We start from the raw sequence: 23,584 nt of genomic DNA, 5'->3' as shown, positions 1-23,584 counted from the left end.
ACTTTCCGGGAAAGCGCGCTCTGGCCCCTGTTTTGGTTTTGCTACAGCGCGATCGGTTTGGCCCCGGCTGCCTTCAGGCGGGCATTGAGATCGGCCAGATCACTGCGCTTCAACCGCTGCCATGCCTCGATCGTGGCATCCAGTGTTTTCGACAGTTCGGCATACGATGCCTTCGCATCCGGGCTGGGGTCGGCGTCGGCGCCGTCGACGGCCTGTTCGAGCTTGGCCAGGTTCATCGACAGGGCGCGCAGGCTGTCGGTGCGTCGCGGCGGGGTGCCCATCGAGTTGCGCGGGTCGGGATGCACGACAACGCCGGACAGGTCCTGCGCCTTGGCCATCAGGGCTTCGACCTGGGTATGCAGGGTGGTCTGCGGCAGGGCGTCCAGTGCCTTGAGCAGCTTGCCCGCTTCGGTGCTGGCGCGGGCGGCGCGCGCCGAGGCTTCCTCCACCTTGCGCGCCAGTTCGAACTCGCGTTGCATGGCGGCTGTCGACACTTTTACGCGCGGGTCGGCCTTCAGCAGTAGTGGCTGCCGGTAGCGGTGACCGTTCACCTGCAGCTCGACGGTGTACTGGCCGGGCGGCGCCCACACGCCGCTCTTCTCTTGCGGGCTGTCGGTCTCGGCGGGCAGCTGCGACGGATAGTGCAGATCCCACACGAAGCGATGCATGCCCGGTGCGGTGGACAGGCGCATCGGTGCCGGCACCCACTCCGGTGCGACGGCGAGCTTGGCCGGATCGGGCCTGGTCACCGGCTCGGCACTGCTGAAGCTGCGCACCGGCTTGCCCTGGGCATCGAACACGGTCAGCGTCACCGCGCCCTTCACCCCGGTCGGCAGCGCGTAGTCGATCATGGCGCCGTCCGGCGGATTGGCCGCCATGGGCTCGTCCTTCGGGAACGGGGTGCCGGTGAAGCGGGCGCGGCGAACGCGGATGGCATCGGCCGGCCGGAACAGGGTGGCCGTGTCCGCGTGCAGGCCGGCCATCTGCCGCAGCGCGGTGACGTCGTCCATGATCCAGAAGCCGCGGCCGTGGGTGGCGATCACCAGGTCGTCGCCGTGCACGTCGATGTCGCGCACCGAGGTCATCGGCAGGTTCTGCTGCAGCGCCTGCCAGTGGGCGCCGTCGTCGAACGAGACGTACATGCCCCGTTCGGTGCCGGCGTAGAGCAGGCCGCGGTGCCTTGGATCCTCGCGCACCACGTTGACGAAGCTGTCGCGCGGGATGCCGGTGTCGATGCGCGTCCAGGCTTTGCCGCCGTCGGTGGTGCGGTAGAGGTAGGGCGTGTCGTCGTCCAGCCGGTGCCGGTCGATCGCCAGGTAGGCGGTGTCCGGGTCGAAGTGCGAGGGCTCGATGCCGGCGACCTTGGACCACGGCGTCAGCGCCTGCGGCGTGACCGGCTGCCAGTGCGCGCCCTCGTCCTCGGTGCGCCAGACCAGGCCGTCGTCGGTGCCCACCCACAGCACCTTGGCGTCGAGCGGTGAGGGCGCGATGGTGTAGATCACGCCACGTCGCTTGTCGAGGTGGCTGTCGTCGGCCGCGGTGGGAGCGTCGAGGTTGGCCGGCACGCCGGCGTCCTCGCGGGTCAGGTCGGGGCTGATCGGCGCCCAGTGCTCGCCGCCGTCGTTGGTGCGGAACAGGCGCTGGTTGGCGAAGTACAGCACCTTGTGGTCGCGCTTGGAGAAGGTCAGCGGCAGCGTCCAGGCGGCACGGTAGTGCGCGGCGGGGTAGGCGAGGGTGGGATCGACGCTGCGGGTCTGTTCGGTGCGGGTGTCCAGCTTGTCCACCCGGCCGCCGTACACGATGTCCGGATCGTCCGGATCCGGCGCGATCATGTCGCTCTCGCCGCCGGCGGTGACCTCGTGGAACTGCTCCATGGTGATGCCGTCGCCGTTGCCGGTGCGGCTGGGCAGCGCCACCGCGCCGGAATCCTGCTGCGCCCCGTAGACCCAGTACGGGAAGCGGTTGTCGGTGCTGACGTGGTAGATCTGCGCGGTGGGCTGGTTGTACCAGCTGCTCCAGGTCTTGCCGCCGTTGAGCGTGACCAGCGCGCCCTGGTCGACGCCGAGGATCTGCCGGTCCGGATTGGTCGGGTCGATCCACATCTGGTGGAAGTCGTCGCCGGTGGGGTCGCCCTTGAGCGCGATGAATTTTTTGCCGCCGTCGTCCGAGCGCAGCACGATGGTGTTCATCACGTAGACGCGGTCGGCGTTCTTCGGGTCCACCGTGAGCCGGCAGAAATACCAGCCGCGCTGCCAGATGCGCTGGTCGGAGGTCAGGTGCTTCCAGTGCGCGCCGCCGTCGTCGGAGCGGTACAGGCCGCCTTCGCCGGCCGGCGCATCGACCAGGGCGTACACCCGGTCCGGTTCGCTCGGCGCCACTGCGATGCCGATGCGGCCGGGATGGGCCGCGAAGCCGTGGCCCTGCAGCGGGCTCCAGTGCTCGCCGCCGTCGTGCGATACGTACAGCCCGCTGCCCGGGCCGTTCGAGGGCGGGTAGACGCTCCACGGCGGGCGGCGGGTCTGCCACAGCGCGGCGTAGATCGTGTCCGGATCGCCGGGCTTGAAGGCCAGGTCGATCGCGCCGGTGTCGTCGTTCTTGAACAGCACCTTGCGCCAGCTCTTGCCGCCGTCGCGCGAGCGGAATACGCCGCGTTCGGCGTTCGGACCGTAGGCGTGGCCAAGCGAGGCGACGAACACCACGTCCGGATCGCGCGGGTCGACCAGCACGCTGGCGATCTGCCGGCTGTCTTCCAGCCCGATGTGCGACCAGTGCCGGCCGCCGTCGGTGCTCTTGTACATGCCATTGCCGTGCGCGATGTCCGAACGCATGTCGGCTTCGCCGGTGCCCACGTAGAGCGTCTTCGGGTCGGACGGCGCCACCGCCAGCGCGCCGATCGAACCGACCTTCTCGTCGTCGAAGATCGGCTGCCAGGTGCGACCGGCGTCCTGGGTGGCCCAGACCCCGCCGTCCACTGCGCCGAAATAGAAGTGCCGGTTGTCGCCCGGTACGCCCGCCACGGTCAGCACGCGCCCGCCGCGGAAGGGGCCGATCAGGCGCCAGTGCAGATCCTGGTACAGCGACGGATCGACGGAGGCCCGCGCGGCCAGCGCCGTGGTGATCCCGAGGGTGAGCAGGGCGAGGCGATGGCGCAGACGCATGGGTGGCTCCGGGGACAGCAGGCTGAAACGCACGATCTGCGCACGTTGCCGGGGGAGATTCAAGAGCTTGAAGTCACGGCAGCCAGTCGGCGGGGAAAACTGGGGTCAGAGTGCACTTTCTTGCGGTGTGCCACTTTAAAAGTCGACTCTGACCCCTGTTCCGCTGTCCTTCGAGGTCGTCGCGATCGATGGGCACCAACATGGCGAAGTCGTTGGGCGCTGCGCACCTCAGTTCCCGGATGGTCATCCGTTCTCCTTTCAGCGTGGGAAGGCAGCTGACGCGAAAGGCTTACTTGCCGATTACGTGCAAGTGAACCCCGCCTCTTGAATTGGGAAGACCTCTGGTGGGCGGGGGCGTCTGTCTGGCTTAATTGGGCGCGGCCCCTTTTATGGATTGGGGCAACGCAGGAAGTTCAGGACGCGCAAGCCATGGAGCAGGGAACCACGATGGCCGAGATTGCATGGAATTTGTATCGGGCGATTCACCACGACGCCCCCGAGTCGGGAAAGCTGGACAGCGTGGCTGCAGGCCAGTCAGGGGCAACCGCAGCCGGGTTGCTGCACGCGCGAGCAGAGGGTGACGTACAGAGTGGATCCGATGGCCGGCAGTTCGTGGAGGGCGCGGACGTCATGCTCGAACGCTCCGGTGACGACCGCCCCTGGTACGTGCTGACCGACGGCGGCACCTCCACGCACGACGTGCCCGGCTGGTTCGGCTTTAGCCAATGGAGCTATTTTTCCGTTCCAAAGGGCACGGAGTATTGCGCTGACACGCTGTACATCAAGCGCGACGCGAAGAAGAAATGGAACCGCACAAAGACGGTGAGTGGCCGCCATTACACCATCCGCCCAAAGAGTCGGATGACACTGGATGCGTACTTCGGTGCGCTGGACAACCTTGCACGTGCTGCAGTGGCGCGATCGGTTGAGCTCGGCCGGGCGGTCAAAGTGATCCAAGCAAGCGATGCCAGCGGTATCGAGCCGGCCGCGGACTGACATCCGGCCGCTGAGCGGCCCCAACGGAGAACCTGCGATGCCCGAAATCAGTGCGCGATCCCTTGTGTTGATCATCCAGGCGGTGGACCGTGAGATCCAACGCCTGAGTCACCTGCCGGACGAGACCATCACTCCGGCCGAAGAGATGCAGCTGGTCAAGTACGAGGCGCTCGCCGACGAGCTGGAGGAGGCCTACGCCTCGGCCAATCAGGGCCAGACCAATCTGCCCGACTACAAGCTGCTGGTGACCGAGCGCGGGCACGATCTGGGCGAGGATTGAAACTAGGGTCAGAGTGCACTTTCTCGAAAAATGGATTGTGCCCTTACCCCTTCCGAAGTAGAGGTTTTCAACGCGCGCAATGCGGACTGGCGCCCTTCCGGCGCAATGGAAAGATCGAGGGAGGGACCGGTCGCGTCGTCTTCACTTCCTTGCCGGCCGCTTCCCCACGCCCGGCTTCGCAGCGATCTGCCGCATCCACGCCACGACCTGGTCCTCGTCGATGTCGCCCAGCGAGGCCAGCTCCACGCCCCGCGTCGCCTTGCCCATGGCGACCGGCGTCACCGGCGGCACCGGGTCGAGCGTCGTGCCGTTGACGAACATCAGCTTGACGTGGCCGGCGAACGCGCCGCAGCTGAAGCACCAGCCATCGCCCACGCCGTAGTACGCCATGCCCCATTTCACGCTGCGCTCCAGGCCGGGCAGGGTGTCGGCGGCCAGGCGGTCGATACGTTCGGCAATGCCGCGCTGCGGTTGCGGCAGGCTGGCGATATAGGCGAACACCGGCTTGTCGCCGACGGCGGCCTTGGCCTGGCTGGCCTTGCCGTTCATGGTTTCGGGCAGGGCAATGGGGGAGGGGGCGCGGTTGGCGGCGGGCTTGCGTACGTTCGCCGCGGCGGGGCGCTGCGGCTTTTCTGTCTTGCGGGTCACCATGGCGGACTCCGGATGGCTTCGGGCTCCCATGAGCGACGATCAAGCACCTGCCGGATCGACACGAGTAAGCAAGATCGGGTGGCGGGCACGGAGCGCTCTCTTGAAGCGTTGACGCCACCTCTCGTTCTTCTCGCCCGCACTCGCCCGTTGTGACAAAGGCTAGCGCTTGCAACCCAGCTGGGCTTTCACGCTGGCCATGCGGTCAGGAGGAACGGCGGCTGCCTGGGACGGGGATAGTTTTCCTTCGTCCTCGCGGATCATCGCAAAGCTGCCGTCGGGTTGGCGCATCCAGGCCAGGTAGCCGCAATAGAACGCAGCGCTTGCGTAGGTGGCGGTGTAGTCGGCCGTTGCGTACCAGCCTGGTGGCGCCCCAGGCGGGTGGTCGAACCAGCTGATGGCGATCACCTCGCGGCTGCTGACGGGTCCCGCTGCTGCGTTGAATGCGCGTCGCGCATCCTGCCATTGCGAGTGGGCCATCATGCCGCGCGTTGGTTCGGCCACCATCGCCAGCGCACTCTTGAAATCGTCTCGATCCTTGGCCTCCAGGTAGGCGAGCGTGCGCTTCCGGATGATCTCCTGGTCGGCCGGGCCGGGGTGCCAATCGTCGTTCTGTTGCGGCCGATTCGGGTCCGCTGATGCAGACGCGCCGCAGGTGACCTGCTGGACGATGGTGATCTGCGGCGTTGCTTCACCGTTTCCCGGGGCTACCGGCGCGGAAGTCGAAAATGTGTAGTGGCCCAGCGAGTAGGGCTGCTTGCCGCAGCGTTTCGCCGCCTCTGGCACCAGAAGCCGTTGGGCCGTTTCCACGTCTGTGCTGCCATCGAAGGTAGCGGTGAGCTCGTAGTGGCCAGGGGACGGCTGCTGCACCCGGACAGCTTGTCCGGTGCTGGCAAGCGCAAAGGCGGGCAGGGCGACCAGGACACCGAGGCAGAGACGGGCGAGCATGCGAGATCCTTTCGAACATGAGCCGGTGTGAACTGGCGCAGGCTAGCACTTTGGTGTGGGGTCGTTGTACGGACGGCCAAATCGGGAGGTATTGCGTACTTCAGTGTGCCGGACGACCTTGCCCGTGCGGCAATGGCGCGGTCGGTTGAGTTGATCGGGTCAGGGCCCCTTGTCGATGAGGTTTGGTTGGGCTGACGAGGGAAGGGGCAGGCCTGATAGGCGGGGCGGCGATGCGCGATCCGCTTGCTAGTTATCGCTATATCGACCGGAAGTAGTCGCATCCGGGACGTGCGACAATCATGCTATGCCAACCTCGCGGCCGCGCGTTTCTCCGACGCCCTTCTGGTACTACCTCGGTGCTGTTTATGCGCTTTACGGGGCCTACTTGCTTGGTCGGGTTGGGGGGCTGCTTTCGCCGTACCTGCCAGCAAGCCTCCCACTGCCTGCACTGATCCTGCTGGATCTCGTGGCTTTGCCTGCGCTGATCTTCGCGTGGCTATGGCGCGACCGGCCGCCGGTTGCTCTGGTCGGCGCCGTCGTCATCGTCACGGTCGGGATGCTTGCGGGCTTTTGGGGATTGGGTCCGACGGCGGTTGACGCCGCGTTCCATTCGTTGCTTCCGGGTAAGGCGATCGTGATGATCGGATCATCCGTGTTGATGGCCGGATATGAGGCGCGAGTCCTTTGGGAGGTGGTAAGCCTTCGCCGACGGACCAATTTCGATGTGGTCATTTCCCGGAAAACTGCGGTTGGGCCGGGTGACTCGTGGGTCGTGCGGAGATGGAAAAAGGCCTTGGCCGCCGAGCTGAGACTCTGGACCTACGGTCTTGTCCGTAAGGCTCCGGCTCTGAGTGAATTTCCGGGCGACCGCCACTTTAGTTACGGTTCTCAATCGGCGAACGCCAGTACCTGGATGGCGTGGGCCGTCATCAACCTGCTGCCTCTGCCGATCCTGCATCTGCTGATGGACAAGATCAGTCCCGGCGTTGCTTATGTCAGTTCGATCATGACCCTTCTCAGCGCGCTCTGGTGTCTCGCCGAGGCGCGTGCTTCGAGATTCCGACCTGTCTCGCTTGATTCGAAATCGCTCCACCTTCGCTACGGTCTCTCGGTGGAACGGACGATTGAGCTTTCCGGCATCCAGGTCGCGCGAAGCCTGAGCTGGAAGGATCTGGATGCGCGAGACGTCACTCGCTATGCCGGATTCGGTGGCGTGAACCTGCGCCTGGAGCTGCGTGGCGGCGAGGTGATTCACCTTGGTCTCGATGACCCCCGTGGATTTCTGGACGAGATGACTCGACTGAAGGCAACGCTGCGGACGTAGAAGGGTAATGAGCGAGGGGAGGCCATCCGGGTCGGAGCCCCTTGTGACAAGGTTTGTTCCGACGGATGCGGACGGAGCGGGCTCTGGCCTGGTCCCGCCCTTTCGGAGTGGGATCTGTCGATCGCACGGAGGGGCCACTGGCGGGAGTACTGGCGCATTTTCTTGCCAGCGACGGCCGATGATCGTCCGCCTCGCAGGGTGAGAAGTTCGTGCAACCCGTGAGGGGTTGGTGTGGCATCGACCTCTGCACGCTGGTGCCCCGTGGCGGTGGCCATGCGCCATGGACAGTCGCCCGGCGGCGCGCTAGAAAGGTCGCTTTCCGCCAGTCGTCGAGGAGTTCTCCATGCGTGCAGCGACATCCGTCCTCCTGGTCGCCGCGACTTTGGCGGCAGGCGCCGCACAGGCCGGTACGCCATCGGCCGCATCGCCTGCTGCAGCACCTCCGGTGGCTTTGGCGCCGCAAATTAATGCGGCTGATTTTGCGACGTTCGACAAGACGCTCAGCTCCGATGCGTTCGGCGGCCGTAAGCCGGGCACCGTGGGCGAGCAGCGCACCACGGCCTGGCTGGTGGATCGGTTCAAGCGCATGGGGCTCAAGCCCGGCAACCACGGCTCGTGGTTCCAGACCGTGCCGGCCGACTCGATCACGCTGCTCAACCCCGACGTGAAACTGCACATCACGGCGCACGGCAAGGACACCGCCTTCGCCTATCGCACCGACATGATGGTGCAGACGCTGCAGGCGAAGCCGCTGATCGACCTGAAGCATTCGCCGGTGGTGTTCCTGGGCTACGGCGTGGAAGCGCCCAACTGGCACTGGAACGACTACAAGGGCGTCGACGTGAAGGGCAAGACGGTGATCGTGCTGGTCAACGATCCTGGCTTTGCCAGCGGCGATCCCAAGCTGTTCAACGGCCGCGCTATGACCTACTACGGCCGCTGGATGTACAAGTACGCCGAGGCGGCGCTGAAGGGGGCCGCGGCCTGCTTCATCGTGCACACCAGCGACGCGGCGGCGGGTTATCCGTTCAGCGTGCTGCAGAACAGCGGCAGCGGTCCGCAGCTGAGCCTGCCCACCCGCGTCGACCCGGCCCCTCGGCTCCCGGTGGCCGGCTGGCTCACGCACGAGGCGGCCACGCGGCTGTTCGCCGCGGCGGGCTTCGATTTCGACAAACTGGCGACAGCGGCGGGCAAGCCCGGCTTCAAGCCCGTCCCGCTGAATGCCACCGCTTCGGTGACGCTGCACGACAAGATCGGCCACATCGAATCGCACAACGTGCTGGCGATGGTGAAGGGCAGCACCAAGCCGAACGAGGCGGTGATCTACACCGCCCACTGGGATCACCTCGGTACCGACCCCAGCCTCAAGGGCCATCAGGTCTACAGCGGCGCGATCGACAATGGCACCGGCCTGAGCATGCTGCTGGAGCTGGCCGACGCCTTCGCGCACCAGAAGACCCCTCCGCAGCGCAGCGTGCTGTTCTTCATGCCCACGCTGGAGGAATCGGGCCTGCTCGGCTCGCAGTACTACGCCGCCCGGCCGGTGTTCCGGCTGGACAAGACGGTGGCCGACATCGCCGTGGACGCGCTGCCGATCATTGGCCGCGCGCACGACATGACGGTGATCGGCAAGGGCCAGTCGCAGCTGGAGGACATGCTGGCCGGCGTGCTGAAGACCCAGGGGCGGGTGATCTCGCCCGAGACCACACCGGAGAACGGCTTCTACTTCCGCTCCGATCATTTCAACTTCGCCAAGGCCGGCGTGCCGGCGATGCTGGCCAGCTCCGGCCTGGACCTGCTCGACGGCGGCAAGGCCGCGGGCGAGAAGGCCGCCGAGGATTACACCGCGCACCGCTACCACACGACTAACGACGTGTTCAATCCGAACTGGGACTACTCGGGCATCCTCGAAGACACCCAGGCGCTCTACGACCTCGGTCGCGAACTGAGCCGCACCGGCGTGTGGCCGCAGTGGTACTCCGACAGTCCGTTCCGCGCGGCGCGCAGGAAGATGATGGCGCCGGCGGCGAAGGGGAAGCCGGGCGGTTGAGCCGAAGGAGGGGATGTGTTCGCCTTTCCGCGCGAGGGCCTGAGGCTGATCTCATAAGGCTGGCGCGCAGGTTGGCGATACCGATGCCGGCAGAGGGGTGCGCTCTGGTGCCACCCGACGGCGCCCCCCCGGCAGGAGAACAAAGGCCCGGCAATGCCAGGCCTTTCCGTCTCAACGCTGCATTGCCGGCTGCGGCGCCTGCACATCTGCCGTCTGCATCAACGGGGAGGGCGCCTGCACGGCCCATCCCGGCGACTGGAACTGCGTCCAGTCCGTACTGCTCTGCGCAAGCGGTGTGTTGACACCGGCGAGCACATCTACATCGGCCAGTCGTCGCAACGGGGAGCGCAGATCGCCTTGCACCGCGATCGCCCGGGTGGCGTCATCGCTCAGCACCACATGATCGATCCGCTCCAGCCCCTCGCGCCTTGCCGCCAAAGCCAGCACGCCAGAAAGGTTGTAGCTCTGGAAGTTCGTCGCACGGCCCTGGGCCTGGTCGAGCTTCCCGACACAGGCGAGCGATTGCTTGAACAGGGGATAGCCCGGATGTTGCGGGTTGTCCATGGCTATCGCCTGCAAGGCGGATTCTTGCAGGCTGATGTGCCGGATGGCCTCGTGCTGAAGTGCCTGATTGGTCCCGGTGCCGGCGATGCCATCGTCCAGCAAACTGTGGTCCCTCTGGAACGCTTTGACCGCGCTGAGTGTTGCCGGGCCGAAGTCACCGTCCGGGTGCAACGGCCTGCCATGATCGTCGGCATATCCCAGCTGTCGGAGTTCGATCTGTAGCTGCTCTATTCCTTTGCCGTGGCCACCTTCGCGCATAGTGTCGCCAACCCCCAGCGTGGCGAGCCGATCCAGGTCGATGGTTCCATCTTTCACATTCTTTACAAGCTCCGGGGTGATCGTGCCCTTCCAGAGGTTCGACTGTGCCACGCGCGCATCTGAACCGTTGGACCCCCCATTGATGCTGATACCTGCCTTCCTGGCGTCCTCGCGATACTTTCAGGGACCTTGAGCTTCCAGTAGGCGATGGCAAGTTCCGCCGCCATTTCCGGCTCAGCGGCTTGGTCGGGGTTGTCAACAAGATTGACGCCAAACTTCTCGCCAAAAGTGGCGTAGTTGTACCGGCCGGTGAACTGAAAGTAGCCGCGACCGTGATACCTGTAACCGTCGCCAGTTGTGCTGTTGCCTAAGTCACTACGTCCCTCGTAGAGCACTTTGGCGACTTCTTTTGGGTCGTGGCTGTCGACGGCGGCTTGGATCTCTTCGCGCGTGTAGCGCTCGATTGAACTCGGTGACGCGTGTATGACTGCATCGGCGGACGAGTATCCAAGGCCTTCGTGCATGGTGTGGAAATTTTTTGTTTCGACCGACGCATTTCCCAGAATGTTGGCGAGCTCAGAGGGCGAGTCGATTCCCGACTCGATGCAGCGCTTGAACAGCAAGGCCGAACTCTCGTTGAAACGTGGCATGGCGAACTCCTTTCACCTGTTACTCGCTCTATTTGGCCAGCTTGTTGAGAATGTCGGCCATGGCATCCGGATCGACCGATGACATGGGCGTCCAACCGAAGTTTTTCGGGTAGCTGGCACTCACATCGGTGACGCTCACGTCGTTGACGTCGGCACCGTCCCCAACGTTGGTTGCCGTGGCGCGGCGCAGATACCACGCGGCTTTCTTCTGCGACCATGCGAAGTAGAAAGTACTGTTGCCCCTGGCCTTCTGATTGATGAATACGATGCTTGCAGGCGACACCTTGAGGTAGTCATTCAACGACATGGCTGGTGCGTGGCGTTCCACATCGTTGTAGGTACAGTCGACCGCTTTCTTGCTGTGGTCAACCTTCACGAGCTTGCCGCGCTCTCTCCGCAACACCAGCAGATCACAGGGGTTGTGGTCGAAGTCGAGGTCGCTCATTTCGCTGGCGGGATGGCGAACCACGATAACCGCCGCCCAGGAGCCGTCCCTGTAGAGATCGGCTGCCTTGTAGGCCAGCAACGTGTCGGTCGGTGCGACGAGGGCGCGCACATCGGCGGGCACGATTACCGGCTTCGTTCCGGCGGGTGCGGCCGTGCATCCGAGGGTCACCACGCTCACTACGTACCCGATAAGAAGCTTGGCGAGGAGTGTGGGTTTTCGGCGTCGGCGAAAAGGATCGCGCGTGCGAGCGGAAAGCATCAAAACTCCTTGACGATGTGGTACGAGACATTCCCTGTGCGAAGAGGCTAGCAGCGATCAGTAACCGAAAAAGCGGATCCGACCTGCGATTCACGTAGGGGAGTTCTTTCTCGGATCATGTGCCCACTTGCGGCTCAGACGGCTGGCGTGGGGTGGGCGGTCTTTGTCGCGGAACGAAAGCAGAGGGCGACGCAGAGGTCAGAGTGCACTGTCCTTCGACCGCTGAGCCGTCAAGGTGGCGAAGTTCGGACTTGATTCCTAGACCTGATCGCGCAGTGCTTGGCTAAGCAGTGCGTCGTACAGCTCCAGGCGAAAGCGCAGGCTCAACTGCAGCATGCTTGCCCAGTAGCAGAGCATCAGGAAGGCGATGAGCAGGATTTGCGGCCAGCCCAACTGGAGGGGCCAATGAAGGTCCTTGAGCTGCAGAAACAACCCTGCGATGAGAGGAAGGGCTCCCAGTTTCTCGACTCCTCCGGTCAGGAGCGGAAGCTTGGTTCGCATCCGCTCCAACCGGTGGGCGCAGTAGGTACTCAGAAGCTCCAATCGCCCTCTGGGGAAGCCCTTTAGCCATTCAATGAGCTCGAGGTAGTGGGGCAGGTCGAAGTCCAGCGTTTCGGCATACTGCTGACGCTCTTTGGACGGTCGCAGGTTCAGGGACGGAAGCTCGGCGATCCACGCGATTGCAACGGCGATCACCTCCACGGCGAGCAGCACCCAAGTCGCGATCAGAGCCGTGATGCTGGCGGGGAACATCTTCCCAAGGAGGAGCCCGGCTAGCCCTGCCGCGATGCCGATCCCTGTGCCCCAGATGGTACGGCGTGTGGAAAACACCTGGTACGAGGAATGCTCCGGTATCTCCTCAATGCGCCTTTCCAATGCGATGAAAGTGAGCTGTTCCGTTTCCATGCGCGAGAGCGCTCCTTGCTTGTCGTACGAGGTCCGTGGCTCGCGCTAGCCGCCAACGCGCGCCAGGTAGGTGCTTGCTTCCAACTGGCAGGCGTCTTCAATCGCGCCAGGCAGGGCGAAGAGGCGGGGCCTGTCCCTGAAGCTGAAGACGCGATAGAGCTGATAGCGCTCGGCGTCAGCCCTGGATCGTGCCAGTTCGTTGCGGCTGACGTAGAACGGCGTCAGCTCGCCGAAACCGGTCGTCTTGACCTCGATCAGCCGCTCGCGGCCGTCTTCTTCGAACGACAGCACGTCGAAACCGAGGCCGTCGCCTCGTGTCGCAGCGACGTGCTCAACGCGCATGCTGAGCACCTTCTTGCCAGCGGCGTGCAGGCGGCGCGCTTCCAGTTCCAGAACGAACAGTTCGCCGGCGCGCCCGAGCGAGCGGTTGCGTGCTTCCTGGGCGAGGTAATCCCGTTTGGCGGGCGAGAAGCTGGGCGCGTAGTTCGCTGGGGCTTCACGAATGCGCGAGGGTCTGGGCGTCGGCACCCAGACGGATGCTTCGTCGGCAATGGCGATGGCGGCTGCGGGGCGTAGCACGGCCGCCTGCGCGGCGTCCTGTAGATCGGGACGTAGCTGGACTTGCGCTTCAACCACATCCAGCAACATGTGCTGGTAGTTGCCGCGCGGTTTATAGCCAGGGATGTAGGGGTAGTCGAGTTCCAGCATCACCGCACTGATGTTGCAGTGCTTGAACTCGATGGATGGACGGCTGCGCCCCTTGAGCTTGTGCATCAAGCCTTTGGCGTGCTCGGTCTTGTTGTAACGCTGGCCGTTGAGTTGAAGCGTCAACATCGCGAGGTAGTCGGCCACGCAGGCTTCCACCTCCAGCCGAGACCATTCCTCTCCTGTTGCCACGTGCGCCCCCTGATCAGACCGGCCAAGCGTAGCCAATTTCACCGCCAGCGTGCGCTTTGATATTGCGGCCAGGCTTGGCAGGGGCGCGTGAGTAGGCGGAGGTAACAGGGAGCGATCTATGGCCTCCGCCTCCCCCGTTCAGGGCATGTCCCAGGTGGCAGGGATGACCCGGCAGCTAGTGCCCTGTCGCGCGCTCGCGATGCCGGCAGCGCGGATGCCACCAGTGGGACGCTGAGGTTCACCGACGGGCCGTACGTGCGCCCCCCCCCGGTTCCTCGGCGGGTTCACCGTGATCGACGTGGCCGATGAGCAGGCGGCAAGACATTGGGCCGGCAAAGTGGCTGAAGCCTGCGGCTGGCCGCAGGAGGTCCGCCGGTTCAAGCCGTGAGTCCGGGGCGAACGGAAGTGGGTGGCAAGCATCCTCGAAGAGTTGATATCGCTCCCCGTTTTTGATGCTCGGATACTCAGGGGCGACCGTCATGGTGCTTGCAGATAACGACGGACTCGCATGAGAGTCGAAATCGCCGGTCGCCCGCTGGCAGACTGCACGGCACCCAACAAGGATGAACCCATGGACATGCAAAAGCGGATCAGCTTCCGGGTGCTGGCTGCGGTCGTCTGCCTGTTAGTCGGCTGTAGCAAACGTGTCGGTGAAGCACCCATTGCTCACGCTTCGTACCAGCCGTTGAGCTTGGCGCTTGTTTGCGATCGATCGACTCCCGCTCCGCTCAGGACAGAGCTCCCGGTGCGCGGCGCCGCGGGTGTCTCTGGAAACGACTGTGTGGAGCGCGAGGCGCGTGGTGCCGATGCATTACAGGTTACGCAGATCGACATTGAGCGAAATGCGGCGTTCGAGGAACCGGTTTACGAACTCAAGATTAGGATCGATCCGAAGAGCCAGACGCGACTTGATGCGAGCATGCGCAGGGCCATGGACGCCCATCGGGCACTGGCATTTCTGGTGAACGGGAGCGTGGTTTTCCAGACCCTTGTGATGGGGCTGCCGAAAGACGGAGTGATCTCGCTCGGAGGCTTCAGCAGCAAGCAGGAGGCTGAGGCAGCTGCGGCACCTTTCAAGGCGCCTCCGTCGAGGCAATAGGCAGCAACGGGACCATATCTACGTTTCCGGGGCCTGGAAGCGCCTGGCGAGTTGTCCGCCTCGGCGCCACCGGTCCCGTCAATTGTCGACCCTCCGGCCTGGCGCCATCCCCTCCGGCGCACGTTGACGCTCTCTGCCCGGTGACGTACACACGAGGACGTTGTGTCCATCGCCGCCTCGCGATTTCCTGCGCCCGGCGTGCGTGTTTGCCATCACCAGTTACAGGGGGTCTCCGGTGAAACTGCCGTCCGTTCGTCAGGGCATCCGGGCGCTTGCCCTGGTCGCAGGGTGTGTCGTGTCCATGGTGTGCGCCGCGCAGGCGTCGACGCCCGACGCGCCGAAGGACAGCCCTTATCCGGGGATGTTGGCGATCACGATGGATCTGCGCGATGCGCCGCGCCGCATCTACCGCATGCACGAGACGATTCCGGTGACGCCGGGTCCGTTGACGCTGTACTACCCGAAGTGGCCGTTGCCCGACCACGCCCCGGATGGCGGCATCGCGAACATCGCGGGGCTGATCGTCACGGCGAACGGCAAGCAACTGCCGTGGCGGCGCGACGTGGTGGACATGTACACGTTCCATCTGGACGTGCCGCAGGGCGCCGATCGCATCGAGCTGTCGTTCCAGTACCTCTCGCCAGGGCCGGGTGTCTGGTACGGCTACGAGGTGTGGTCCACGCCGCATCTGGCCGACCTGGATCCGACCCAGGTGGCGTTCTATCCCGGCGGCTACTACGCGCGGGCCATCCCGATCCGGCCCACCGTGGTGCTGCCGTCCGGCTGGCAGTTCGCCTCGGCGATGGAGGTGGCGAGCCGCTCGGGCGATACGGTGCATTTCAAGCCGATGAGCTTCAACAACTTCATCGACTCGCCGCTGATCGCGGGCGAGTACTTCCGGCGCGTGGACCTGTCGCCGGGCGACAAGGTGCCGGTGCACCTGAACATCGTGGGCGACAGCGCGATGTCGGTGCAGATCAGCGACGCGCAGGTGGCCGCGTACCGCCGCATGGTGAAGCAGCTTTACGCGCTGTTCCACGCGCACCATTACGACCACTACGACCTGTTGCTGACGGTCTCCGATCACGTGGCGGGGACCGGACTGGAGCATCACCAGTCGAGTTTCGAGATGACGGGCGCGGACTTCCTTACCGACCCCGACGCGTTCATCGCCTCGGCCACGCTGATCCCGCACGAGTTCACGCACTCGTGGAACGGCAAGTTCCGCCGTCCGGCCGACATGTGGACGCCGGCGTTCAACACGCCGCAGCCCGCCGACATGGTGTGGTCGTACGAAGGCCTGACCGAGTACTGGTCGGCCGTGCTGGCGGTGCGTTCGGGCCTGCTGACACCGGCGCAGTTCCGCGATTCGCTGGCCTCGGTCGCGGCGAAGATGGCCCACCGCACCGGACGTGCCTGGCGCCCGCTGCAGGACACTGCGACCAGCGCGCAGCTGCTGTATTTCAACGGTGATTACTGGGGCAACTATCGCCGCGGCACGGATTTCTATCCGGAAGGCGAGCTGCTGTGGCTGGACGTCGATACCAGGATTCGCCAGCTCAGCCACAACCGCCGTTCGCTGGACGACTTCGCCAGGCTGTTCTACAGCATGGACAACGGCAGTTACGTCACCCGCACCTACACGTTCGACGACCTGGTGGGGGCACTGAACCAGGTGCAGCCGTTCGACTGGGCCGGCTTCCTGCGCCAGCGGCTGGACGCTACCGGCCAGGCGCTTCCGGAGCACGGTATCGAGCGGGGCGGCTGGAAGCTGGTGTACACCGATACGCCCTCCGATTACGACCAGGCCGTGTCGAAGGCGGAGCACCGCGTCGATCTGGCCTATTCGATCGGCGCGACGATGTCCGACGAGGGGGAGGTGAGCGACGTGCAATGGGACGGCCCGGCCTACGCGGCGGGCCTGGTGCCGGGCATGAAGATCGTCGCCGTCGACGGCGAGCATTTCACCGGCGATGCGCTCAAGGACGCCATCCGGCGGGCGAAGGGCGGCCACGCACCGATCACGCTCACGGTCTCGTATCTCGACACCTATCGCACGCTCGCGATCAATTACTACGACGGGCTGAAGTACCCGCATCTGGTGCGCGATGGCAGCACGCCCGATTACCTCAGTGATATTGCGAAGGCGGCAAGAGGCTGAGATGACGGCACGGGCTGGCGGGGCAGCGAGAACCGCCCGGCGGGGCCGGGCACGGAAGGTCCGGGGGTACGCGGCCATGGGACGCATCGCCCGTGCGGGTTCAGCGGGCACGCAATGTGGGGCCGGCTGGGGGCTGTTCTCGGCGGTAGTTGACCGCGATCAAGGGGCACGCGGACCACGGCTGCCATGCTTCGCCCACCTTCAGGAGGGCATGCGCATGAAATCCAACGTCGGATCCGTGGACAAGTGGCTTCGTATCGCAGTCGGTCTGCTGCTGATCGTGTGGGCGGTTGCCGGTGGCCCGGTGTGGGCGTGGATCGGGGTGGTGCCGCTGGCCACGGGGCTGTTCAATTTCTGCCCGCTGTACAGCCTTATTGGCGTCAATACCTGCAAGCGCTGAACCGGGTGGAGGGTCATCAGGGAGCCCGCTGCACCTTATATTCGCCGGCTGCGATGGCCTCCCGGCTGAAGTGGCGAGCCCCCAGCTCGGCCACAGAGGGCGCGGGTGCCCTTCGACATTGCGCTAGGGGCGGATCAATGCGTCTCCCGGCGCCCGCAGCCACGCCGGCGCAAACCGCGGCCGGCGATGCACCTTGCCGATGAAGCGGTAGCCGATGGTGTGCACGGTGGCGATGTAGCGCGGATGCAGTGCTGAGTCGCCCAGGGCCTGGCGCAATTGCGAGATCGCATGGGCGAGCACGCCAGGAGTGACATGGCGATGGCCCCAGGCGGTATCGAGCAGGGTCGTCTTGTCGACCACGTCGCCGGCCTGTTCCAGCAGTGTCAGCAGCACCGCATAGGCCTTGGGTTCCAGGGGGCGGTCCCGGCCGGCGCGCTCCAGTCGGTGCGCGTGGGGATCGACGATGATGTCGTCGCACTGGTAGAACCAGTGCTCGTCCAGTTCGGAGCGCGGCATGACGGTGCCTCTCGGAGACTGACCCTGCCGGCGCAGTTTGCGCCCGTCAGCGCTAGCGAGTCGTCTGCCAGAGGTCATTTTTTTCCCGACGGTCAGCGTCCAGTCCGGGTTGGGAGCATGGAAGTCCGCCAGGACAGGATCACTCCCGCGTATCGCAGCAGCGCTGCCGGCAACGATTGCACGGGTAACGAATGGCAGGGTCGCACGAGGAGCCTGCCGAAAGTCACCCCCCGAATCCACGCAGATTCCTCATGGATTCCTCAGGTAAACGCCGCGGCAGCGGCCCAGAATTTCCCCGACGGGCATCGGCGCTCGTCGGGAGGCTCCCATGAAGCACACCATCGTTGCTGCAATCGTGACTTTCGGCTTTGCATGCGTCCCCAGCATCAGTGCCGCCCAGGACCAGACCACCGAGCTGCAGGATGTCACCGTGACCGGCTTGCCGGCCCCGTACGGGGTCTACGTCGTCGATTTCGACACGGGCTACGGACTGAAGGCCCTCGTCGGCCACACCCATCGGCAGTACATGCACGCGCAGCGGGCGGCCGCGGCCGCCGAGGCGATGCGGAAGCGGGGGCTTGCCATGAGCCCCTATGTCACTGTCGCCATCGACAACTCCGGTTCCGGCCTGGCAAAGCAGATCCAGTTGATGGACGCCGGATGGAACACGGTCGCCATCGTGAACGTGTACTGCAAGGGAGGCGATCCATCACGGGGTCGCCGCTGCAAGCTGGTCTCCGTGCCGGTATCGGGCAGTGCACCGGGGCCGCGTATGGCGTCGACGTTGTCGGTCGCCGCCGTTGACGAAGGTGGGTGAGCAACCCGGCAGGGGTCAGGGTGCACGTTCCGGAAAGTCGCCCCTGGCTCCTGCTTCCCGGCCGCTCGTCTGCCTTGCCGTCACTAGCCGTTGGAGCGCGTCACTCCGGTGAGTGCCGCGCCATCCGCATGGCCTGCTCCACCGCTTTGACCACCGCCTCGGGCTGATCGATCTGGATGTCATGGGAGGTATCCGGCACATGCACCAGCGTGCCGCGGGAAGAGGTGGCGACGATCTGCGCCTGCGTGCGGGCCCGGGCCTCTTCCAGCCCCTTGCGGTCGCGGGGCAGGGCGTCGGCGTAGGTATTGGCGGCGGACAGCACGATCAGGGGCATCGAGCCGTGCGTCTCGCGTGCCGACACCGGTTGCCTGAACACCCGGACGTTGTCCTGCAGCACCGACAGCACGGTGCGCCAGAACGCCGGCCTGGACTTGAGGGACAGGTTCACCGCGTTGAGCCGGGCACTGGCATGTGGGTCGGGTCCGCCGAGGCAGTGGCTCAGCTCCGGATCGCTGGACGGCAGTTCGTGTTTCTCCGCAGCCGCCTCGCAGTGGTGGAGGAAGGCGAACCGCTGCGCCGAGAGGGTGTCCTCGTCCTTCTGCCAGGCGGGAGCGAACCGGCCGATGTCCTGTGCGGGCGGGTCGACGAGGATCATCGCGTCCACGTCGGACGGATACTTGCCCGCATACCTCCGGGCGATGTTGCTGCCCAGCGAGTGCCCCACCAGCACCAGCGGCTTGCTGAGGCCGGCGTGCCGGATCAGCGCGTGCAGGTCCGCCACGTCGGCATCGAGGTCACGCGGCATCGGTCCCTCGCTGCTGAAACCGAAGCCCGCCCGGTCGTACGCGCAGACGCGGGTGCGGGCCGCCAGCAGCGGCTGCACCCTGAACCAGGTGGAGGAGTCGGCGATGGCCCCGGCCTCCAGTAACACCGTCTGCGGGCCGCTGCCCGAGCAGCGCAGGTTGAGCTGACGGCCATGGCCGAGGTCGACCCGTTTTGCGGGCTGGGCATAGGTATCCGGCACGCGCTGCGACATGGTCGTGGCGCTCGCGTCGTTGGCCTGGGCGTGGCCCAGCATCGCGACCAGCAGCAGGGCCGGGCCCGCTTTCAGGCAAGTCCTGTTCAAGGCGCATCTCCCGTCGATGGCCCGGCCAAGGCGCCGGGCCGGCACCTTCATCGACTGGCGCCCCTGCAGGAAGTTCAGGATACGCAAGCCAGGAGCCGGGAGCGACGATGACCGTTCCGCATCCCCGGGACCCGGGACTGTGACCCGTCCGCACGGCCCTGCGCTGGCGGCGCGCTGACGTCATCGACGCGCAACGGGAGGTACCTGCACGGGTAGGCCACCATCACACCCGGATCGGGTCCGGGCCGCCCGGCCATGCATCCTCCCCGGGGCACCGGCTGGCGGCCGGGCATACGATGGTGCTCCTTGCGCAATCGCGCCACGGGACGTCCCGGGCCATCGTGGCGCCGCGAATCGCGCCACCGTGCAGTCGATCCCCGGCACGCAAGCGCCGTTTCCAGCGCATGACCTGATCGTCCGAAGCGAGCCTGCGGCCCCGGCCGCGACGTCCGTGGGCCCGATCCGGGGCCCGCTTTCGCGGTGCACCCGCACCCATCGCCGCGCCGGAACCGCACCGGACGGAGGGGCTGTGGGCAGGCGGGAACCCCAGCGGTCGGCATCCATTTCAGGGGACAGATGCCTGGTCGGAGCCGGGTGCGGGTATCCCTGCGCGCGGCTTCCGCAAGTGGGTGCAGGGGGTATTTGCGGCCCAACTTCGCGAAGCGTGCGCGTCATCACGGTCCTTTCACATTGCTCTGTGAGGTGGCTAACAATTGACCAAGACGCTTCTGCGTAACGTGCCACCTCAGATCGACCCCGGATCTAGCCACACCCCACAAACCCACATTCCCCATCCCCCCGTGTGACAGACGAAGGCATGTCGTAGGCGTCCGCGGAAGCGACAAGTTTTGGAGTCCTCAATGAACTTTCCCCGCAACAAGAAGGCGGGGCGTGCATCGTACGCCCTCGTTTCGGCCCCGGCCGCGTCCAGCGACCGCCGTCCCCTCGGCCAGCCGTCCAAATATCTGCGCGGCGTGGGCGCCGGTACCTGCGCCATGCTCTTCGCGCTGCTGGCAACCACCGCGTCCTCGAGCGCTTTCGCGGCGACGGCACCGGCGGTGACTGCCGCCCATCCGCGCATGATCCTCGATACGTCGACCCTTTCCGCCCTGCGCCAGAACGCTGCCGCCAACACGCCCGAGTGGCAGATGCTGAAGTCGGTCTGCGATTCGTACATCGGCGGCACGGTGAACTACCCGACGGGCAATGCCTATCCGAACCTGCCCAACATCGGTTCGGGTTACCAGGGCGAGTCCTACCTGCCGGCCCTGATGTCCGAGGCGCTGTGCTACCAGACCCTGAAGACCAGCAATCCGACCGCGGCCGCCACCTACGGCGCCAAGGCGGTCGACATCCTGATGAAGATGGCCACGCCGTACTCCACCGCCAGCGGCAACCAGGGCTGGAACCCGAACAGCGACGACGGCTATGCCATGCGCAACTACGGCGTGGGCTACGGTCTGGGCTACGACTGGCTGTACGACCTGCTGACCCCGGCGCAGCGGACCCAGGTCTACACCACGGCCAATGCGTGGGTGACCTCGTTCGAAACGCAGACGTTCGAATACAACCACCCGCAGAGCAACTATTTCGCGGGCTATTTCCACGCCAAGGCGGCCATCGCACTGGGCACCTACGGCGACAACCCCAGCGCGCCGACGCAGTGGAACGACTGGTACACCCACCAGTTCGCCCAACGGGTGCAGCCGTACTACGCGCAGCACCTGACCGGCGGTGGCTGGCCGGAAGGTTTTGCCAACTACGCGCCGCTGGGCATCCTCAACATGAGCCTGCCGGCACGTGAAGTGATGACGGCCACCGGCACGGACATCGTCCACGCCTCGGCCGCGCCCTTCAGTTTCCCGACGGACAACGCCGACTACCTGATCCACTTCACCTGGCCGTCGCGCGCCTACTTCGACGACCGCGACATGAACCATGCGGACGGCTCGCCGATGGGTATCGGCATGCCGGGTACCACCCAGGTCGGCCTGGCGGAAGTGGTGCTGGGCGAGGCCGGCTTCTGGAAATCGCCCAAGGTGGGCGTGCTCCACCAGTACGTCAACGAGATCAGCGCGGCCACCAATGGCTTCAACTCCTCCGCGCCCTGGCTGCTGTTCCTGGAGACCAACCCCGCCGCGCCGAGCACGTCGCTCGACTCCCTGCCGGTGTCCTACTTCGCCCAGGGCATGAACGCCGTGTCGGCGCGCTCCGACTGGAGCACCGCTGCCAGCTGGATGTCGTTTCGCGCCGGCCCGTACACCAATGCCCCTTCGCAGGGTGAGCAGTATTTCGACCAGGGCAGCGTGGCGCTGACGCGCGGCAACACCCCGCTGCTGGTGAATGCGGGCGGCTGGATGGTGCATGGGTCCACCGGCAGCGCGGACGAGGACAAGATCTACAACGACAACTACGGCAGCGCCGACGGCACGCTCTACATGGGCAACCGCGAGCTCTACAACATCTTCTACGTCTTCAACAAAAGCAGCGGCAAGATCGTCGAGCCCGGCGGCCAGATCGCGGCGACCACCGAGGACAACCAGGTCCGCACGCATGTGGCCGCCTACGAGGATGGCGGCGAGTACGTCTACACCCGCGCCGAACACATCGAGGACATGTACCGCAAGTTCTCCGCCGGTCCGGCGGTGGCGGTCTGGTCGCGCGAGGTGGTCTACCTGCGGCCGAACCGGTTCGTCGTCCATGACCGGACCACGGCCGGCAGCAGCGCCTACGACCAGTACCTGGCCTGGCACTTCCCGGCCAGCCCGACCCAGGGCACGGCGCCCGCCGGCGAGACCCGGCTGGACGTGACCTACAACGGGACCTACGCCGGTGCCATGACCACGGTGCTGCCCGCCAACGCGGCCACGACCACCACGGGCCTGTATCCGGGCAGCAATCCGGTGAAGGTGTGGCAGGTGCAGGAGCGCGCGCCGACGTCGGCCCTCAGCCAGCAGTGGTTGAACGTGTTCGATACCTCGTCGTCGGCGGCGGGCGTGGCGACCGCCAGCCCGGTCACCGTCAACGCCGGCAACATCGTGGGCGTGTACCTCGCCGCAAGCAACGGCAACGACGTCGTCATCAACAGCGCCGGCGCCGCCGGCACGCCGATGAGCGGCACCATCAGCTACACCGTGCCCGCCAGTGCGGCCAGCCACGTGATCACCGAGCTGGTTCCCCAGACCGGTTATTCGGTGACGGTGGCCAACGTCAACGGGCAGCAGCAGGTAAGCGTCACGGCCGGTGGCACCTTCATGGCCAGCGCCAAGGGCGTGCTTGCCTTCGACGTGAGCGGTGGCGGCACCGTGACGCCATCTGCGACGCTGGCTCCGGCTCCGGCTCCGGCTCCGGCTCCGGCTCCGGCCCCGGCTCCGGCTCCGGCCCCCGCCCCGGCTCCCGCCCCGGCTCCCGCCCCGGCTCCCGCTCCGGCTCCCGCTCCCGCTCCCGCCCCGGCACCGGCACCGGCACCGGCACCGGCACCGGCTCCGGCTCCGGCTCCGGCTCCGGCTCCCGCTCCGGCTCCGGCTCCCGCTCCCGCCCCGGCCCCGGCCCCGGCCCCGGCCCCGGCCCCGGCCCCGGCACCGGCACCGGCACCGGCACCCGCTCCCGCCCCGGCCGGTCAGCTGCAGAACGACGTGGCCGTGGCCGGGCTGAACATCGCCAAGGGCCAGAACCTGCAATTCACCATGGTCGTTCCCAGCGGCGTGACCTATGCGGAGGTCCTGACCGTGAATGGCACGGGTAACGCCGATCTCTACGTCAAGTATGGTTCGGCGCCGACCTTGAAGAAGTTCGACTGCCGTTCGGCCCATACCGGCAACCACGAGCTGTGTACCTGGAGCAGCCCGAAGGCCGGCACGTACTACATCCTGGTGCACGCCAGGGCGGCCGTCACAGGCCTGACCATCCGGGCCCAGTGGTTGCCGTAACGGAGGTCGGGGTCGGGAGGCGGGAACGGGTTTCATCGGGCCTTTCGGACCGTCGCCTCCGCCCATGTTTCGCCAAGACGAGGCCCGGCATTGCCGGGCCTCGTGCGTTTATCGCAACGGCTATGCCGGTTGCGTGTCTGCAGACTGCGCG

19 protein-coding genes are annotated in these 23,584 nt (G+C 65.8%); 9 read left to right on the top strand and 10 right to left on the bottom strand.

What is annotated here, in order from left to right:
- Nucleotides 1-41: 41 nt before the first annotated feature.
- Complete coding sequence (locus tag ATSB10_RS07290) at nucleotides 42-3,158, bottom strand: VPS10 domain-containing protein (RefSeq protein ID WP_063671689.1); 3,117 nt, start codon at nucleotides 3,156-3,158, stop codon at nucleotides 42-44.
- 429 nt (nucleotides 3,159-3,587) lie between these two features.
- On the opposite strand from ATSB10_RS07290, the gene ATSB10_RS07285 reads away from it, so the two are divergent.
- Together ATSB10_RS07285 and ATSB10_RS07280 are read left to right on the top strand one after the other, a co-directional pair.
- Nucleotides 3,588-4,154, top strand: coding sequence for a Tse2 family ADP-ribosyltransferase toxin (locus ATSB10_RS07285; protein WP_063671687.1), 567 nt, complete (start codon nucleotides 3,588-3,590; stop codon nucleotides 4,152-4,154).
- Between the two features lie 37 nt (nucleotides 4,155-4,191).
- Nucleotides 4,192-4,434, top strand: coding sequence for a hypothetical protein (locus ATSB10_RS07280; RefSeq protein WP_063671685.1), 243 nt, complete (start codon nucleotides 4,192-4,194; stop codon nucleotides 4,432-4,434).
- A gap of 141 nt (nucleotides 4,435-4,575) precedes the next feature.
- Here the strand turns inward: ATSB10_RS07280 and ATSB10_RS07275 are convergent, their stop codons facing one another.
- Nucleotides 4,576-5,085, bottom strand: coding sequence for a DUF1801 domain-containing protein (locus ATSB10_RS07275; RefSeq protein WP_063671683.1), 510 nt, complete (start codon nucleotides 5,083-5,085; stop codon nucleotides 4,576-4,578).
- Nucleotides 5,086-5,244: 159 nt separating this feature from the next.
- Entirely contained in the window at nucleotides 5,245-6,030 is a 786-nt protein-coding gene (locus ATSB10_RS07270) for a DUF4019 domain-containing protein (RefSeq protein WP_063671681.1), read from the bottom strand.
- Between the two features lie 304 nt (nucleotides 6,031-6,334).
- Between ATSB10_RS07270 and ATSB10_RS07265 the strand changes: the two genes are divergently transcribed.
- Nucleotides 6,335-7,354: a hypothetical protein gene (locus tag ATSB10_RS07265; protein WP_063671679.1), complete on the top strand. Its 1,020-nt coding sequence runs from the start codon at nucleotides 6,335-6,337 to the stop codon at nucleotides 7,352-7,354.
- A 343-nt stretch (nucleotides 7,355-7,697) separates the two neighbouring features.
- Nucleotides 7,698-9,404 carry a M28 family metallopeptidase gene (locus tag ATSB10_RS07260; protein ID WP_063671677.1) on the top strand — a complete coding sequence of 569 codons (1,707 nt, stop codon included), beginning with the start codon at nucleotides 7,698-7,700 and terminating at the stop codon, nucleotides 9,402-9,404.
- Between the two features lie 171 nt (nucleotides 9,405-9,575).
- On the opposite strand, the gene ATSB10_RS07255 is transcribed toward ATSB10_RS07260, so the two are convergent.
- The 5 genes from ATSB10_RS07255 to ATSB10_RS07235 all read right to left on the bottom strand — a co-directional run bounded on the left by ATSB10_RS07255 (nucleotide 9,576) and on the right by ATSB10_RS07235 (nucleotide 13,340).
- Nucleotides 9,576-10,337 (bottom strand): peptidoglycan-binding domain-containing protein, encoded by a 762-nt coding sequence (locus tag ATSB10_RS07255; RefSeq protein ID WP_157469148.1) that lies wholly within the window; start codon nucleotides 10,335-10,337, stop codon nucleotides 9,576-9,578.
- A complete protein-coding gene (locus ATSB10_RS07250; protein ID WP_063671673.1) occupies nucleotides 10,289-10,876 on the bottom strand; it encodes a glycoside hydrolase family 19 protein in 588 nt (195 codons plus the stop codon). Before ATSB10_RS07250 ends, ATSB10_RS07255 begins: the two co-directional genes overlap by 49 nt.
- 28 nt (nucleotides 10,877-10,904) lie before the next feature.
- Nucleotides 10,905-11,582: a hypothetical protein gene (locus ATSB10_RS07245; RefSeq protein ID WP_157469146.1), complete on the bottom strand. Its 678-nt coding sequence runs from the start codon at nucleotides 11,580-11,582 to the stop codon at nucleotides 10,905-10,907.
- Nucleotides 11,583-11,840: 258 nt separating this feature from the next.
- A complete protein-coding gene (locus ATSB10_RS07240) occupies nucleotides 11,841-12,488 on the bottom strand; it encodes a hypothetical protein (protein ID WP_063671669.1) in 648 nt (215 codons plus the stop codon).
- Nucleotides 12,489-12,533: 45 nt separating this feature from the next.
- Nucleotides 12,534-13,340: a protein NO VEIN domain-containing protein gene (locus tag ATSB10_RS07235; RefSeq protein ID WP_236886520.1), complete on the bottom strand. Its 807-nt coding sequence runs from the start codon at nucleotides 13,338-13,340 to the stop codon at nucleotides 12,534-12,536.
- A 616-nt stretch (nucleotides 13,341-13,956) separates the two neighbouring features.
- Here ATSB10_RS07235 and ATSB10_RS07230 point away from each other — a divergent pair.
- The 3 genes from ATSB10_RS07230 (at nucleotide 13,957) to ATSB10_RS07220 (ending at nucleotide 17,045) form a co-directional block, all read left to right on the top strand.
- Nucleotides 13,957-14,484: a hypothetical protein gene (locus ATSB10_RS07230; protein ID WP_063671668.1), complete on the top strand. Its 528-nt coding sequence runs from the start codon at nucleotides 13,957-13,959 to the stop codon at nucleotides 14,482-14,484.
- Nucleotides 14,485-14,719: 235 nt separating this feature from the next.
- A complete protein-coding gene (locus ATSB10_RS07225; RefSeq protein ID WP_236886519.1) occupies nucleotides 14,720-16,645 on the top strand; it encodes a M61 family metallopeptidase in 1,926 nt (641 codons plus the stop codon).
- A 217-nt stretch (nucleotides 16,646-16,862) separates the two neighbouring features.
- Nucleotides 16,863-17,045 (top strand): YgaP family membrane protein, encoded by a 183-nt coding sequence (locus ATSB10_RS07220; protein ID WP_063671664.1) that lies wholly within the window; start codon nucleotides 16,863-16,865, stop codon nucleotides 17,043-17,045.
- A gap of 123 nt (nucleotides 17,046-17,168) precedes the next feature.
- Here the strand turns inward: ATSB10_RS07220 and ATSB10_RS07215 are convergent, their stop codons facing one another.
- Nucleotides 17,169-17,561, bottom strand: coding sequence for a winged helix-turn-helix domain-containing protein (locus ATSB10_RS07215; RefSeq protein ID WP_063671662.1), 393 nt, complete (start codon nucleotides 17,559-17,561; stop codon nucleotides 17,169-17,171).
- Between the two features lie 328 nt (nucleotides 17,562-17,889).
- Between ATSB10_RS07215 and ATSB10_RS07210 the strand changes: the two genes are divergently transcribed.
- Nucleotides 17,890-18,378 (top strand): hypothetical protein, encoded by a 489-nt coding sequence (locus ATSB10_RS07210; protein WP_063671660.1) that lies wholly within the window; start codon nucleotides 17,890-17,892, stop codon nucleotides 18,376-18,378.
- A 100-nt stretch (nucleotides 18,379-18,478) separates the two neighbouring features.
- On the opposite strand, the gene ATSB10_RS07205 is transcribed toward ATSB10_RS07210, so the two are convergent.
- Nucleotides 18,479-19,504, bottom strand: a complete 1,026-nt coding sequence (locus ATSB10_RS07205) for an alpha/beta hydrolase (protein ID WP_063671657.1) — start codon at nucleotides 19,502-19,504, stop codon at nucleotides 18,479-18,481.
- An 860-nt stretch (nucleotides 19,505-20,364) separates the two neighbouring features.
- Here ATSB10_RS07205 and ATSB10_RS18905 point away from each other — a divergent pair.
- Entirely contained in the window at nucleotides 20,365-23,433 is a 3,069-nt protein-coding gene (locus tag ATSB10_RS18905; protein WP_083966127.1) for a PPC domain-containing protein, read from the top strand.
- Nucleotides 23,434-23,584: the final 151 nt, after the last annotated feature.

This window comes from Dyella thiooxydans (assembly GCF_001641285.1).
Classification (GTDB): domain Bacteria; phylum Pseudomonadota; class Gammaproteobacteria; order Xanthomonadales; family Rhodanobacteraceae; genus Dyella_A; species Dyella_A thiooxydans.
The sequence above is the reverse complement of the archived record's forward strand: the minus strand, read 5'-3'. Positions and strand labels throughout refer to the sequence as shown.